Consider the following 15,400-nt stretch of genomic DNA (forward strand, 5'->3'; position numbering starts at 1 on the left):
TTGGAGAAGAAGCCGCGATGCGTGACCCGGCCAGTGGCCCGCGCGTTCTGCTGAAACGGCTCCGCGAGCTCATGCAGGAGCCGCTGGAGCCGCAGGAGCGGCTCGACCGCATCGTGCGCGACATCGCCTCCAACATGGTCGCCGAAGTGTGCTCGCTCTATGTGCTGCGCGCCGATTCCGTGCTCGAACTCTACGCCACCGAAGGCCTGAACCCGAACGCGGTGCACCTGGCGCAGCTCAGGCTGGGGCAAGGTCTGGTCGGCACGATTGCCGCCAGCGCGCGGCCGCTCAACCTGTCCAATGCGCAGGAACATCCGGCCTTCGCCTACCTGCCGGAAACCGGGGAAGAGATCTACAATTCCTTCCTCGGCGTGCCGGTGCTCAGGGCAGGGCGCACGCTGGGCGTGCTGGTGGTGCAGAACAAGACCATGCGCCACTATCGCGACGACGAGGTCGAGGCGCTGGAAACCACCGCCATGGTCATCGCCGAGATGATCGCCACCGGCGATCTGGCGCGGCTGACGCGGCCCGGCCTCGAGCTCGACCTGCGCCGCCCGGTCAGCTTCACCGGCCTGTCGTTCAACGAGGGCGTCGGGCTCGGCCATGTCGTGCTGCACGAACCGCGCATCGTCGTCACCAACCTGTTCAACGAGGACAGCGAAGAGGAAGTCCGCCGGCTCGAGGCATCGCTCGGCTCGCTCAGGCTTTCCATCGACGACATGCTCGAGCGCCGCGACGTCGCCTTCGAGGGCGAGCATCGCCAGGTGCTGGAAGCCTACCGCATGTTCGCCAACGACCGCGGCTGGGTCCGGCGGCTGGAAGAGGCGATCCGCAACGGCCTGACGGCGGAAGCTGCGGTCGAAAAGGTGCAGAGCGACATGCGCGCGCGCATGCTGCACATGACCGATCCTTATCTGCGCGAGCGGATGAGCGATTTCGACGACCTCGCCAACCGGCTTCTGCGCCAGCTGATGGGACGCGGGCCTGACGATGTCGCGGCCTCGCTGCCGAAGGATGCCATCATTGTCGCCCGCTCGATGGGCGCCGCCGAACTGCTCGACTACCCCCGGGACAAATTGCGCGGACTGGTGCTCGAGGATGGCGCCGCCACCAGCCACGTCGTCATCGTCGCGCGCGCCATGGGCATTCCCGTCGCCGGGCAGATGAAGGGCGCCGTTTCCATGGCGGAAAACGGCGATGCCATCATCGTCGACGGTGAGGAAGGCGCGATTCATCTTCGTCCGCAGTCGGATCTCGAAGCCGCCTATGCCGAAAAGGTGCGGTTCCGGGCGCGCCGGCAGGAAGTCTACCGCGAACTGCGCAAGAAGCCGTCGGTGACCAAGGATGGCATTGCGGTCGACCTTTTGATGAATGCCGGGCTTGCCGTCGACCTGCCGCAACTGGCCGAGTCGGGTGCCGCCGGGATCGGCCTGTTCCGCACCGAATTGCAGTTCATGGTCGCCTCGACCTTTCCCCGTGCCGAGGCGCAGGAGCGGCTCTACCGCGACGTGCTCGATGCCGCGCGCGGCAAGCCGGTGACCTTCCGCACCATCGACATCGGCGGCGACAAGGTGCTGCCCTATTTCAAAGGCGCCATCCAGGAAGAGAACCCGGCGCTCGGCTGGCGGGCGATCCGCCTGACGCTGGACCGTCCGGGATTGCTGCGCACCCAGATCCGCGCCCTGCTGAAAGCCTGCGGCGGGCGGGAGCTCAAGCTGATGCTGCCGATGGTCACCGAGCTCGGCGAGATCGCCCAGGCGCGCGAAATCATCGACCGCGAGGTGCGGCATCTGTCGCGCTTTGCCCATCATTTGCCGACCAGCCTCAAGCTCGGGGCAATGTTGGAGGTGCCGTCCCTCCTGTTCCAGCTTGACGAGTTGATGAAGGCGGTCGACTTCGTCTCGGTCGGCTCGAACGACCTGTTCCAGTTCGTGATGGCGGTCGACCGCGGCAACACGCAGCTTTCCGATCGCTTCGACACGTTGTCGACGCCGTTCCTGCGGGTGCTCAAGACCATCGCCGATGCCGGTGCCCGCAACCACACGCCCGTCACACTCTGCGGCGAACTCGCCGGCAAGCCGATCTCGGCAATGGCGCTGGTCGGCCTTGGTTTCCGTTCTATCTCGATGTCGCCCGCTTCGATCGGTCCGGTCAAGGCGATGCTGACCGAATTGCCGCTGGAGGCGTTGAAAGCGTTCTTCGACGACAATCTGATGGCGCCGGCCCAGGGGCTGCCGATGCGGGCGCTGCTGCAGGCCTTTGCCGACGACCGCTCAATTCCGTTATAGCACCTTTGCAATGATCTCCCTTCCCCGCGACCGCATGGATCAAGTCGTCAAGCGTTTCGAAATGCTCGAAGCGCAGATGTCGGCCGGCCCGGCGCCGGATGCCTATGTTAAGATGGCATCGGAATATGCCGAGCTCCAGGAGATGGTTGCCAAGGTCAGAGCCTTGCGCTCGGCCGAGCAGGAGCAGGCCGATCTCGAGGCGATGCTCGCCGACAAGGGCACCGATGCCGAGATGCGGGCGCTCGCCGAGGCCGACCTGCCAGAGGTCGATGAGCGCATCGAAGCGTTGCAGAAGGACATCCAGATCCTGCTCTTGCCCAGGGATGCGGCCGACGACAAGAACGCCATCCTGGAAATCCGCGCCGGCACCGGCGGCGACGAGGCAGCATTGTTCGCCGGCGACCTGTTTCGCATGTATGAGCGCTATGCCGCTTCGCGCGGCTGGCGGTTCGAGACGGTATCGGCCAGCGAGGGCGATGCCGGCGGCTATAAGGAAATCATCGCCACGGTTTCCGGCAAGGGGGTTTTCGCGCATCTGAAATTCGAGTCCGGCGTCCACCGGGTGCAGCGCGTGCCCGCGACCGAGGCCAGCGGACGCATTCACACCTCGGCGGCGACGGTAGCCGTGCTGCCGGAGGCGGAGGAAGTCGACATCGACATCCGGGCCGAAGACATCCGCATCGACACGATGCGCGCGTCGGGCTCGGGCGGCCAGCACGTCAACACCACCGATTCGGCAGTGCGCATCACCCATTTGCCGACCGGCATCATGGTGGTGCAGGCGGAGAAATCGCAGCACCAGAACCGGGCCAAGGCCATGCAGATCCTGCGGGCCCGGCTCTACGACCTGGAACGCAGCAAGGCCGATGAGGAGCGCTCGGAATCGCGCAAGTCGCAGGTCGGCTCCGGCGACCGCTCGGAACGCATCCGCACCTACAATTTTCCGCAAGGCCGCGTCACCGATCATCGCATCAACCTGACGCTCTACAAGCTCGACCGGGTGATGATGGGCGAACTCGACGAAGTCATCGACGCTCTGATCGCCGATCACCAGTCGAAGCTGCTCGCCGATATCGGTCTTGATGGCTGATCCTTTGCCCCAGGCGCTGGGGCCGCTGCTGCGGGCAGCGCGAGCGCGCTTGGCGGCGGTCGATAATCCGGCGCTCGATGCAAGACTGATCGTGGAGCACTTTTCAGGTACGACCCGCACGCAGGCCATTGCCGATCCCGAACATGCGGTCGATGCCGCCGCTCTTGTCCAGATCGACCGCGCCTTGAGGCGCCGCGCGGGCGGCGAGCCCGTGCACCGCATCCTGGGCTATCGGGAGTTCTACGGGTTGCGGCTGTCGCTGTCGCCGGAAACGCTGGAGCCGCGGCCCGACACCGAAACGCTGGTCGAGGCCATACTGCCCTTTGTCAGGGCAACCGTCATGCGCGAGGGCGAGTGCCGCATCCTCGATCTGGGAACCGGCAGCGGAGCCATCGCGCTGGCGCTGCTCAGCGCCGTGCCGGCAGCGATTGCCACCGGGGTCGACTTCTCGGAAGGGGCGTTGAGGACGGCAACGCGCAATGCCGCGCAATTGGGGCTTGGCGACCGGTTCACGGCGCTGCTGTCCGACTGGTTTGAAAAAGTTTCTGGTCGATACCATGTAATTGTCGCAAACCCTCCCTATATACGATCGGAGGACATCGGAAATCTGCAGGATGAAGTCCGGGATTTCGACCCGCGCCTGGCCCTGGATGGCGGCGCGGATGGGTTGGCCCCTTACAGGGTCATCGCCGCTGAGGCGGCTAAGTTTCTAGAAGCCGGAAGCAGGATTGCGGTCGAGATCGGCTACACACAGCACATCGAGGTCACCGCTATATTTCGCTCGTCCGGCTATGCGGTCGCTGGTGCGTTCGGCGACCTCGGCGGAAACGACAGGGTTCTTGTCTTTCAACGGGGAAAGCCTTGACGCAGTGCGAAAAAAACCGCTTGGCAATGCCGGGGAATGCGGCTAGGGTCGCGTTAACCGGATGAGACGAAGCAGGCAGTGCTCTTAGCGATTCGGTTTTCCTTGGAAATAGCTGCCTTCTTGCGCAAACGACGCCCAAGCTTCGTGCGGGAATCGTCCGGCAAGTGATGTAACCGGAACAGGATGGCACGTGGCGCCAACGCAATTGATGCGGGCGAACGCCGGTGAAGAAACGAAACGGCTGGCTGCATGAGCGCCACCGTTCGTGAAGAGTTTTCGAAAATTTCAATATGAAGAGAGTCGAATGAGGCCACAACAGCAGAACAGGCGCATGCGCGGTCGCAACAACAATGGCGGCGGCGGCAACAACAACAATAACAACAACCGCAAGGGGCCAAATCCCCTGACGCGCAACTACGAGAGCAACGGCCCGGACGTGAAGATCCGTGGGTCTGCTCAGCAGATCGCTGAAAAGTACGCCACCCTTGCCCGTGATGCGCAAAGCTCCGGCGACCGGGTGATGGCGGAGAACTATCTCCAGCACGCCGAGCACTATAATCGCATCATTGCCGCCGCGCAGGCGCAGATGCCGATCCAGAACGTCCAGCAGAATCGCGACGAATTCGACGATGATGGCGATGAGGATCGCGACGAGTTCGACAATGTCGGCAACGCCGGCAACAACGTTGCGGATGCGCCGGTTCCGGTGATCAACCACGGCGCGGGTCCGCAGCCGGTTATCGAAGGCATGCCGGCCGAAGTCGCGCTGAACCGGGAAAACGGCCGCGATCGTGATAATCGCGATCGTGATAATAATGGCGGGCGCAACAGTGGCGGCCGCGACAATAATGGCGGACGCCATCGCGATCGCCGCCCCAATGGCGGCTATGGCCAGAACAGCCAGCGCGGCGATTATGGTTCGTCCGCCGAGCAGGGTGCCCAGCAGCAGCGCAACGAGACGGCCGAACAGGCCGAGGCCGTCACGCCAGCCGAATCCGCCGCGCCGGTCGAGCAGGCGGCGCCGCTGTTCGAGAACCTGTCGCCGGCCGGGCTCGCAGCCCAGGCCGAACTCAATGAGACGGCCGCGGAGACTAGTCCCAGCCGTCGTCCGAGGCGTCCGCGCCGCCCGCGCGGCAATGCCGACCAGATCACCAGCGGCAACGACAATGCCGACGCTGGCGAGGTGGTCGCGGCGCCGACGGACAATGGCAACGCCGACACCGCGGTCGCCGACATCGACAACTGAGCGGCGACGCTTCCATGCATTGAACGGCGGAGAGAAATCTCCGCCGTTTTCGTTTTGCGCGGCCGTGGAATATTATGCTTTCGCAGCCATCGAGACGTCTTGAGGGTTCGCGGGTTGCGCACCATATCAGCCTCAACTGGATCCGGCTCTCACGGGCGGGTCCGTCACCGCAAACTGATCCGGTGCCGCAAAGCGGGCCGGTGATGGAAGGAGACAGGTATGAATCTCGAGAAATACTCGGAGCGCGTGCGCGGCTTCATCCAATCCGCGCAAACCATGGCGCTCTCGCGCAACCACCAGCAATTCACCCCCGAACATATCCTGAAAGTGCTCGTCGATGACGACGAGGGTCTGGCTGCGTCGCTCATCGAGCGCGCCGGCGGCAGCGTCCGCGACGTCAAGCTCGGCATCGAGACGGCACTCGAAGCGATGCCCAAGGTGGAGGGCGGCAACGGCCAGCTCTATCTGGCACAGCCGTTGGCCAAGGTGTTTTCGACGGCCGAGGAACTGGCCAAGAAGGCCGGCGACAGCTTCGTCACGGTCGAAAGGCTGCTGACGGCGCTTGCAGTCGAGAAATCGGCCAAGACATCAGACATACTGGCCAAGGCCGGCGTTACCGCGCAGGCGCTCAACCAGGTGATCAACGATGTCCGCAAGGGCCGCACCGCCGATTCGGCGAATGCCGAACAGGGCTATGACGCGCTGAAGAAATACGCGCGCGATCTCACCGCCGATGCCCGCGCCGGCAAGCTCGATCCGGTCATCGGCCGCGACGACGAGATCCGCCGCACCATCCAGGTGCTGTCGCGCCGCACCAAGAACAATCCGGTGCTGATCGGCGAGCCGGGCGTCGGCAAGACGGCGATTGCAGAAGGCCTGGCGCTGCGTATCGTCAATGGCGACGTGCCGGAATCGCTGAAGGACAAGCAGCTGATGGCGCTCGACATGGGCGCGCTGATCGCCGGCGCCAAATATCGCGGTGAGTTCGAGGAGCGGCTGAAGGCCGTGCTTTCCGAGGTCACTGCCGCTGCCGGCGGGATCATCCTGTTCATCGACGAGATGCACACCCTGGTCGGCGCCGGCAAGGCGGACGGCGCCATGGATGCGTCCAACCTTCTGAAGCCGGCGCTGGCGCGCGGCGAACTGCACTGCGTCGGCGCCACCACGCTCGACGAATACCGCAAGCATGTGGAGAAGGATGCCGCACTCGCCCGCCGCTTCCAGCCGGTCTTCGTCGAGGAGCCGACGGTGGAGGACACGGTCTCCATCCTGCGCGGCCTGAAGGAGAAATACGAACAGCACCACAAGGTGCGCATTTCCGATTCGGCGCTGGTCGCGGCGGCGACGCTGTCCAACCGCTACATCGCCGACCGGTTCCTGCCGGACAAGGCGATCGACCTCGTCGACGAAGCCGCTTCGAGGCTTCGCATGCAGGTCGACTCCAAGCCCGAAGCGCTGGACGAGATCGACCGCCGCATCATGCAGCTCAAGATCGAGCGCGAAGCGCTGAAGGTCGAGAAGGACGAGGCTTCGAAGGACAGGCTTGCCCGGCTCGAGAAGGACCTCGCTAGCCTTGAGGAGGAATCGACCGAGATGACCTCGAAATGGCAGGCAGAGAAGCAGAAGCTCGGGCTCGCCGCCGATCTCAAGAAGCAACTTGACGAGGCGCGCAACGAACTGGCCATCGCCCAGCGCAAGGGCGAGTTCCAGCGCGCCGGCGAGCTTGCCTATGGCAAGATCCCGGAACTGGAAAAGAAGCTGAAGGAAGCCGAGGCCCAGGACGGCAAGGCTGGCATGGTCGAGGAAGTGGTCACGCCCGATCATGTCGCCCACATCGTCTCGCGCTGGACCGGAATTCCGGTCGACAAGATGCTGGAAGGCGAGCGCGACAAGCTGTTGCGCATGGAAGACGAGATCGGCAAGCGCGTCGTCGGCCAGGGCGAGGCGGTGCAAGCGGTTTCCAAGGCAGTGCGGCGCGCTCGCGCCGGCCTGCAGGATCCGAACCGGCCGATCGGCTCGTTCATGTTCCTCGGCCCGACCGGCGTTGGCAAGACCGAACTGACCAAGGCGCTGGCGAACTTCCTGTTCGACGACGAGAGCGCGATGGTGCGCATCGACATGTCGGAGTTCATGGAGAAGCATTCGGTTGCCCGATTGATCGGCGCGCCTCCCGGCTATGTCGGTTATGAGGAAGGCGGCGCGCTGACCGAAGCGGTGCGGCGCCGGCCCTATCAGGTCGTGCTGTTCGACGAGATCGAGAAAGCGCATCCCGACGTGTTCAACGTGCTCCTGCAGGTGCTCGACGACGGCCGGCTCACCGATGGGCAGGGCCGCACGGTCGACTTCCGCAACACGCTGATCATCATGACGTCGAACCTCGGCGCCGAATACCTGGTCAATCTCGGCGAGGACCAGGATGTCGACCAGGTTCGCGACGAAGTGATGAACGTCGTCAAGGCGTCGTTCCGGCCGGAGTTCCTCAACCGCGTCGACGAGGTGATCCTGTTCCATCGGCTGCGCCGGCAGGATATGGGCCGCATCGTCGAAATCCAGCTCAAGCGGCTGGAAAACCTGCTGGTCGACCGCAAGATCACGCTGTCGCTGGACCAGGAGGCGATCGACTGGCTGGCATCCAAGGGTTACGACCCTGCCTATGGCGCGCGGCCGTTAAAGCGGGTGATGCAGAAAGACCTGCAGGATCCGCTGGCTGAGAAGATCCTGCTCGGCGAGATCCTCGACGGCTCGACCGTCAAGGTGACCGCTGGCTCCGACCGGTTGAATTTCCGTTCGAAGCCGACGGTCGTCGCGACCGAAGCGGCAGCCTGATTGAACGCCGCGCGCCCAGGACGGGCGCGCGGCTTTTCCGCGTCTTTCGGCAGGAGCACGCATGACGCTGGACGACTATAACGGCTTCTGCGCCTCGCTGCCCGCCACATCGCATGTCGTCCAGTGGGGCGGCGCCCATGTCTGGAAGGTCGGCGCCAAGGTCTTTGCCATCGGCGGCTGGAGCGAGGGCCGCGATCCTTTCATCACCTTCAAATGCTCCGACATTGCCTATGATGTGCTGAAGGAGCAGCCGGGCTTGCGGCCCGCACCCTATCTTGCCTCGCGCGGCATGAAATGGATCCAGCGCCAGACAAGCCAGAGCATGGATGATGGCGCGCTGAAGGATTACCTGCGCGAGAGCCATCGTCTTGTCGCCCTGAAGTTGACGAAGCAGGCGCGAAAGGAACTGGGACTTGCCTGAGGCTAAAGCGCGTCACGCTCGACGGATTCAGGCGACGCGCTTTAGCTTTTTGTTCTATGCATATCTTTCGCCCCAAACCGGGCCGCTTTTGGATAATATGCATTTAGCTGATATTCGTCGAGGCGCCGGAAAACCGCCATCTTCATGCCCGGTTCATATTGGAACCTTATGGTCGGGCGGTGGTTCGCTGGCGAAGGACTCGCTACGCGCGAAAGCCGCCGGCGACGGCAATTACGGACCGGAGAGTTTGCCCACGATGTTGCGGACGATCTTCACCCTTTCGGCACTTGCGGCCGGACTGGCGTTTTCAAGCGCGTTCGCCGCGCCGACCGAGGACGCTTCGCCGCGGGTCGTCCGCCCCGCTGACGGCGGCATCCTGCTGGCCCAGGACGGCAATCTCGACATCTATTACGACGCCAGGGGCAACCGCGTCATCGTCGATGCGGACACGGGCAAGGTCATCGCCATCCAACCGCCGCAGACCAGGCTCGACCGACGCGCGCTGCGCCGCGAGACACGGCTGCGCGAACTCGGCCGCGTTCCCGCCGACGACGACCGCTACTATCTCGACGATCCGGAAGACATGGCACGCTTCCGCCGCAGGCAGATGGAAGACGAAGGCCGGGTCATCGCGCCGCCCGTCCAGGGATATGATCCCTATGGCGACAATTCCGTCGAGGCCTACCCGCCGGCCCCCGGCGGCGACGGCGTCTACGACAACTATCCGGAAGCGCCCCAGCCGGCAACGCCGCCCTCCATCAAGCGCCAGCCGCTGAACGAGGCCTCGATAGAGCCGGTCGAGCCCACGGCTCCCGCCGCGCAGCCGGCGCCCGCAGACGAGGCGGGATTACCGCCGAAAGCAGGCGGCAAGACTGTGGTCGACCCGTCGCTTTCGCTCGGAGCACGCCAGGATGTCGCGGCTCTGCAGGTGCTGCTTGATCGCGGCGGCGCTTCGCCTGGCGTCATCGACGGGCGCTTCGGTTCGAATGTCGACAAGGCGCTGGCTGCCTACAACCAGATCACCGGCAGCAATCTGCGATCGACCGACGCCGTCGGCATCCAGGCGGCCCTTGCACAATCGGGCGGCGATGCCTTGGCCAACTACACGATCACGCCGGAGGATGCGGCCGGTCCCTATGTTGCGTCGATCCCGGAAGATTACAGCCAGAAGGCGCAGCTCGACCGCATGGGCTATACGTCGGTCACGGAAGCGCTTGCCGAGCGCTTCCACATGGACGAGAACTATCTCAAGGCGCTCAACCCGGAGGCCAATTTCAACCGTCCCGGAACGATCATCAAGGTTGCCAATTTCGGCAGACTGGTGTCGTCGCCGGTGGCTCGTATCGTCGCCGACAAGGGCAAGAAAGAGGTCTTTGCCTATGATACGGCGGGCAAGCTGGTCGCGGCCTATCCCGCCACCATCGGCTCGTCCGACACGCCGTCGCCGTCCGGCATTCATGCCGTGTCCCGTGTCGCGCTCGATCCGAACTACACCTACAACCCCAACATCAATTTCAAACAGGGCGAGAACAATAAGGTCCTGACCATTCCGCCCGGCCCGAATGGCCCTGTCGGCTCGGTGTGGATCGCGTTGGACAAGCCGACCTACGGCATCCATGGCACGCCGGATCCCTCGAAGATCGGCAAGACCGAAAGCCATGGTTGCGTGCGACTAACCAATTGGGATGCCCGCGAGCTGGCCAAGCTGGTTTCGCCCGGCGTGACGGTGGAATTCGTCGACTGAGACGATGCGGCGTTCGTCGCTGGTTAGAGCGGTTCAGTGTTCGATGGACTTCCGAGCCGCTCCGGCGCTGCGCGCTTTTCCCGGGAAACCGCCACGTTTTTCCTGGAATTGCTCTACCCGATCATCCTGCGCAACCATTTCGCGCTCGGTGTCGCGGCATAAATCAGCTGCACCATGAGAATGAAGCCGACGCTGAGCAGCGGGGTGACCAGACAGAGCAGGGCGCCGACCGCCCACAGAAGCTGCGCCTTGACGATGCGAAGGTAGACCGTGCGTTTCGTTTCGAGGTCGACGTCATCCGCCAGAAAGCCATTTTTCTCCGCATAGCGCCAGCTGGCGATCAGGGTGACGCCGAGCATCAGCAGATTGAGCCAATAGACGGCGACCGCGGTTCTGAATTCGAGGAAGTCGGCCAGAAGATCGGTCGAGAACGGCAGCAGGGCGATAAAGGCGAGAAAGCACAAATTGAGCGTTGCCAGCCGCCTGTCGGATCTGGTGATCAACCCATGCTGCGCCTGCTGGCCGAACCAGAAGATGGTCAGCGTCAGGAAGGAAAGCGCATAGGTCAGGAAGCGCGGCGCCAACGCCAGGACGGCGTCGAGGAGATCGCCTTCGGAATGGATCGCCTCGTGCGTCGGTACACGAATCTCCAGAACGATCAGGGTCAGCGCGATGGCGAAGACGCCGTCGGTCAGCCCGACGACGCGGTGGAGCCCGGACTGGGATGGTTCGAGCGGTCGCTTCATCGATTTTCTCCCCTGTCTGATCGGCTCCGTCCGATGCCGCGTGAAAGCTTAGCATGCCGGCGCTTGTTTGCACCTGCGTGGGCCGGCACCTGCCAATGCGGCCAGGTGGCTGCGCAGCTGGTTTCAACGACCGGGACCGCTGGCTGGTTGTTGCAGGCGCGCCGCGGGTTTATGCAGGTTGCATGCATTCACCGAGCAAAGCCGCTGCCGTCCCGCCGCCGACCGCCAACGGTACGTTCTGCCCGCAGTCGCAGCGGCGCTATGTGCTGATCGCCGCGATCCTGGCTTCAGCGCTTGGTTTCATCGACGGTTCGATCCTTGCCATCGCCACGCCGGCAATCCGCGTCGATCTCGGCGCCAGCCTGGCGCAAGCGCAGTGGATATCCAATGCCTATGGGCTGACGCTTTCGGCGCTCATCCTTGCCGGCGGTGCTGCGGGCGACCGCTTCGGCCTGCGCCGCGCCTTCGTCGCCGGCATCGCGCTGTTCATCGCCGCTTCATTGGCCTGCGCGCTGGCGCCCAATCCGGCGGTGCTGATCGCGTTTCGTGCAATCCAGGGCGTCGGCGCTGCGATCATGGTGCCGGGAAGCCTTGCCATCATCGCCAAGGCCTATCCGAAAAAGGAGCGCGGCCGCGCAATCGGCATCTGGGCCGCCGCTTCGGCGCTGACCACGGCACTCGGTCCGGTGCTGGGCGGTTTCGTGTTGTCGACCCTTGGCAATGGAATCTGGCGTGCGATATTTGCCATCAACCTGCCGCTTGGGCTGGTTTCGATCTACCTGCTGCTCGCCAAGATCCCGGCGGATCGGCCGACCGAAAAGCGCAGCCTCGATCTTGGCGGCGCGGCGCTGGCGACACTGGCCTTCGGGTTGCTGGCCTACGGGCTGACGGCGATGAACGCGGAGGCTGCCGGATTCATGTCGGGTTCGGCAATCGTTGCCGGCGTGGTCCTGCTTTTTGTCTTCATTTTCTACGAGCGCCGGCAGCGCGAGCCGATGATCGATCTCAATCTGTTTCGCATCGGCGCCTTCGCCGGCGCCAATCTCGCGACCTTCTTTCTCTATTTCGCGCTGTCGGCCAATCTTTTCTACCTGCCCATGCTTTTGATCGCCGGCTGGGGGCTGAGCACGGCCGAGGTCGGCTTTATCTTCCTGCCGCTGTCTGCATTGATCGCACTGCTGTCTGGGCCTGTCGGCCAGTGGTCCGACCGGATCGGACCGCGTTTTCCGATCGCCAGCGGCAGTCTGGTGGTTGCCTTCGCCTTCGCCGGGCTTGGCTTGTTGACGCATGCCGGTATCCACAATTTCTGGACCGGAACATTTCCGCTGATGGCGCTGATGGGGTTCGGCATGGCGCTGGTGGTGTCGCCGCTGTCGACCGCGATCATGACGGCGGTGGAAGACAAGGATACGGGCGCGGCCTCCGGTATCAACAATGCCGTCTCGCGCATAGGCGGCCTGATTGCGGTTGCGGCTATGGGGTCGCTTGCCGCCTGGGTCTACGCGAAGGCCCTGGATGGCAGCGCCTTGCCCGGCGTGCCGGGGTTCGGTGAACCGGCGACGACCGGACTGGCCCCGGCTGTCGACGCCGCACGGCTTGCCGCCAGCGACGCCGCATTCTCGGCTGTTTCCTTTGTAACGGCGCTGCTTTGCCTGCTTTCGGCTGTCATCGCCTGGATGACGATTTCAGGCGAATCATTGCCATGGCGCCGGCCCGCCGAAAACCCTCGCGACTGACGGGTGGATCGAAGGAACTATCCTTCGATCTTGGCGCTCGCGACCTTCAGCGAATCACTGTCTTCCTGCTTCAGCAGGTCGTCGATGCGCTCGCGTTCACGCTTGAAGGCGACAAGGTCCTCGCCCTTCAGCACCTTGCCGACCGGCAGGCGGACGCGCATCGGATCGACCTTGGTGCCATTGACGATCAGCTCGTAGTGAAGATGCGGGCCGGTGGCGAGGCCGGTCTGGCCGAGATAGCCGATGGTCTGGCCTTGGCGGACGTGAACGCCCGGTTCGATGCCTTTGGCAAAAGCGCTCTGGTGATTGTAGGAGGTCTCATAGCCGTTGGCATGGCGAATGATGATCTGCTTGCCATAGCCGCCGGCCCAGCCGACCTTCTCGATGACGCCATTGCCCGCGGCGATGATCGGCGTGCCGATGGGGGCTGCCCAGTCGACGCCGGTATGCATGCGGACATAGCCGAGGATCGGGTGCCTGCGCGCGCCAAAGCCGGAGCGGAACTTTCCGGCCGGCAACGGATTGCGCAGCAGGAACTGCTGGGCGCTCGAGCCGTCCTCGTCGAAATAATCCGTGCTGCCGTCCTGCATCTGGAAGCGGTAGAAATTGCGCGTCTGCCCGCCGAAGGTCGCCGAGACGTAAAGCAGTTCGGAATTGTCCGAGGTCTGGTCGTCGCCGTCGGGCTGCGAGAACAGCACTTCGAGACGGTCGGCCGGATTGAGGCGGGACTGGAAGTCGACATCGGAAGCCAACAGCTTGATGAGCCGCTGCGTCATGGCCTTGGACATGCCGTAGGAATAGGCGGCGCGGTAGATGCCGTCATAGACGTTGGGCAGGTTGCCGCGCACCACCACTGGCGCCGACGAATCATCGAACGCCGTCAGCAACTCCGGATTGGGCTCCGGTTCCTGCGCCGGCACATACTGGCCGCGATCGTCGAGCGCTATGGTGACGATATGCTGGGTCCGATCGTAGACGCTGGTGCGCACGACCTTGGCGGCGTCGCCATGGACCTCGAGACCAACACGCAGCACGGTTCCAGCCTTGAGCGCCGGGGCGTTCAAGAGCTTGGTGATCGCCTCGGCCATGCCGGCGGCGTCCTCGCCCGTATAGCCCGAATCTGCGAAGGCTTCCGTGATGGCGAGATCCTTGGTGAAAGGGATGATTTCCTCGGCGAAGGCCGGTGCCTGGTCATCGGCGTTGGCACGTGGCGCGACCGAAACGTTCTCCGGCACGATCCTGACGTCGTAGGAGCCGGCCATGCTCTCGGCAAACGCCTCGCCAAATCGCTGCGGGTCGACATAGTGGAGCGAAGCGACCTGGACGGCGCCGTCGCTGAGATCGGTGCCGGCCTCGCGCACTACCTTTTCCACCTCATCGGCGGAAAGGTCGCTCTTTTCATCGAAGGAAGCCGTTTCAATGGGGAAGTCGACGGTCTTCAGGCTCATTTCGCTTTCGACCTTGGTGCCGTAGATCTGGCCCGGCGCAGCGGCGGCCGTCGCCGGTTGCGCCGATGCATCGTCACCGTCGTCGCCGAACACCTGCATCGGATCGAAGGGCGGGTAGGGCCGGTTGGTGGTATGGCCAGCCGCCAATGCCATCTTGATCTGCACGAAAGGCATGGTGTGGATGACATCGCGGTCGCCGACCTTGGTGACCATCGACACTTCCATGCGTCGACGGTCCTTGGCCTTGGCGATCTGGCGCGGCGCCACCAGCCTGGTGGTCTTGGCCATCTCGCCCGAATCGCCATTGCCGGCAAGGCCGATCAGTTCGGCGATCTCGGGTGGCGTCGCCAGTTGCTGGCGCCCGTCGAGGGCGGCGAACAGCGCCACGCCCATCAGCACGCTTGAGGTCACGCCGGTCAAGAATGTCCCCGACAGCCAGCGCGCGGAAACCTCGCGCCGGTCGGGTGGGCCACTGCGGCCGTCCGCGATAAGCGGCGGCTCGTTGCCGAGTTCGGCTATGACATCTTCCGTATCTGGCATCCAGAAAGGCTGCTTTTTCCCCGGGCGGAACGGCTTGTCGCTTTTGTTGTGGCCATGACATTTGCCTGTCACGGCAGGTTAAGTCAACGAAGCCTCGGGCCCCGGTCGAATTCCCCTCGCGCGCTTCTCTTATAGAACGCTCTGCAAAGAGGGCGGCGTTTCCCTCTCTCGAGGGCTCATCGCACACCTCTATATGAGGCTTTCAAAAGAGGCACCGCGCCGCTGCGCCGCGCCCGCTTTGTTGGTTCTGGTGTCGAACGGCAATGCGGCGGCAATAGGGCTCCTCCGTGGCTGGATACTCCCTGGCGTCCTGTTCCCCAACGGCAGCCGGCTATCGACAAATCGGGCCTGAAATTTCTGTCGCAAAAAATTCAAAAACATCTGAGATCGGTGTTGACAGTTTGTCGGGGTGGCGACTATATACGCCTCACGAACGAGGGCGGTGCGCCG

10 protein-coding genes are annotated in these 15,400 nt (G+C 63.9%); 8 read left to right on the top strand and 2 right to left on the bottom strand.

Annotated features, from left to right (window positions below; genetic code table 11):
* Positions 1-17 precede the first annotated feature (17 nt).
* From ptsP to FJ949_RS28190, 7 genes are all read left to right on the top strand, one after another.
* Positions 18-2,288, top strand: a complete 2,271-nt coding sequence (gene ptsP / locus FJ949_RS28160) for a phosphoenolpyruvate--protein phosphotransferase (protein WP_140500925.1) — start codon at positions 18-20, stop codon at positions 2,286-2,288.
* A 10-nt stretch (positions 2,289-2,298) separates the two neighbouring features.
* Positions 2,299-3,378: a peptide chain release factor 1 gene (gene prfA / locus FJ949_RS28165; protein WP_140500926.1), complete on the top strand. Its 1,080-nt coding sequence runs from the start codon at positions 2,299-2,301 to the stop codon at positions 3,376-3,378.
* Complete coding sequence (prmC, locus tag FJ949_RS28170) at positions 3,371-4,243, top strand: peptide chain release factor N(5)-glutamine methyltransferase (RefSeq protein ID WP_140500927.1); 873 nt, start codon at positions 3,371-3,373, stop codon at positions 4,241-4,243. The genes prfA and prmC overlap by 8 nt, the downstream gene beginning before the upstream one ends.
* 304 nt (positions 4,244-4,547) lie before the next feature.
* A complete protein-coding gene (locus FJ949_RS28175; RefSeq protein ID WP_140500936.1) occupies positions 4,548-5,489 on the top strand; it encodes a DUF4167 domain-containing protein in 942 nt (313 codons plus the stop codon).
* A 219-nt stretch (positions 5,490-5,708) separates the two neighbouring features.
* Complete coding sequence (gene clpB, locus FJ949_RS28180; RefSeq protein WP_140500939.1) at positions 5,709-8,315, top strand: ATP-dependent chaperone ClpB; 2,607 nt, start codon at positions 5,709-5,711, stop codon at positions 8,313-8,315.
* A gap of 61 nt (positions 8,316-8,376) precedes the next feature.
* On the top strand, positions 8,377-8,736 hold the full coding sequence (locus FJ949_RS28185) for an MmcQ/YjbR family DNA-binding protein (protein ID WP_140500941.1): 360 nt from the start codon (positions 8,377-8,379) through the stop codon (positions 8,734-8,736).
* A gap of 256 nt (positions 8,737-8,992) precedes the next feature.
* Positions 8,993-10,480, top strand: coding sequence for a L,D-transpeptidase family protein (locus tag FJ949_RS28190; protein WP_140500943.1), 1,488 nt, complete (start codon positions 8,993-8,995; stop codon positions 10,478-10,480).
* Positions 10,481-10,593: 113 nt separating this feature from the next.
* On the opposite strand, the gene FJ949_RS28195 is transcribed toward FJ949_RS28190, so the two are convergent.
* Positions 10,594-11,226: a TMEM175 family protein gene (locus FJ949_RS28195; protein ID WP_140500945.1), complete on the bottom strand. Its 633-nt coding sequence runs from the start codon at positions 11,224-11,226 to the stop codon at positions 10,594-10,596.
* A 182-nt stretch (positions 11,227-11,408) separates the two neighbouring features.
* Here FJ949_RS28195 and FJ949_RS28200 point away from each other — a divergent pair, with 182 nt between their 5' ends.
* A complete protein-coding gene (locus FJ949_RS28200; RefSeq protein WP_140500947.1) occupies positions 11,409-12,962 on the top strand; it encodes an MFS transporter in 1,554 nt (517 codons plus the stop codon).
* A gap of 17 nt (positions 12,963-12,979) precedes the next feature.
* Here the strand turns inward: FJ949_RS28200 and FJ949_RS28205 are convergent, their stop codons facing one another.
* Positions 12,980-14,950 (bottom strand): M23 family metallopeptidase, encoded by a 1,971-nt coding sequence (locus tag FJ949_RS28205; RefSeq protein ID WP_181168324.1) that lies wholly within the window; start codon positions 14,948-14,950, stop codon positions 12,980-12,982.
* Positions 14,951-15,400: the final 450 nt, after the last annotated feature.

This window comes from Mesorhizobium sp. B2-4-1 (assembly GCF_006442185.1).
Classification (GTDB): Bacteria; Pseudomonadota; Alphaproteobacteria; order Rhizobiales; family Rhizobiaceae; genus Mesorhizobium.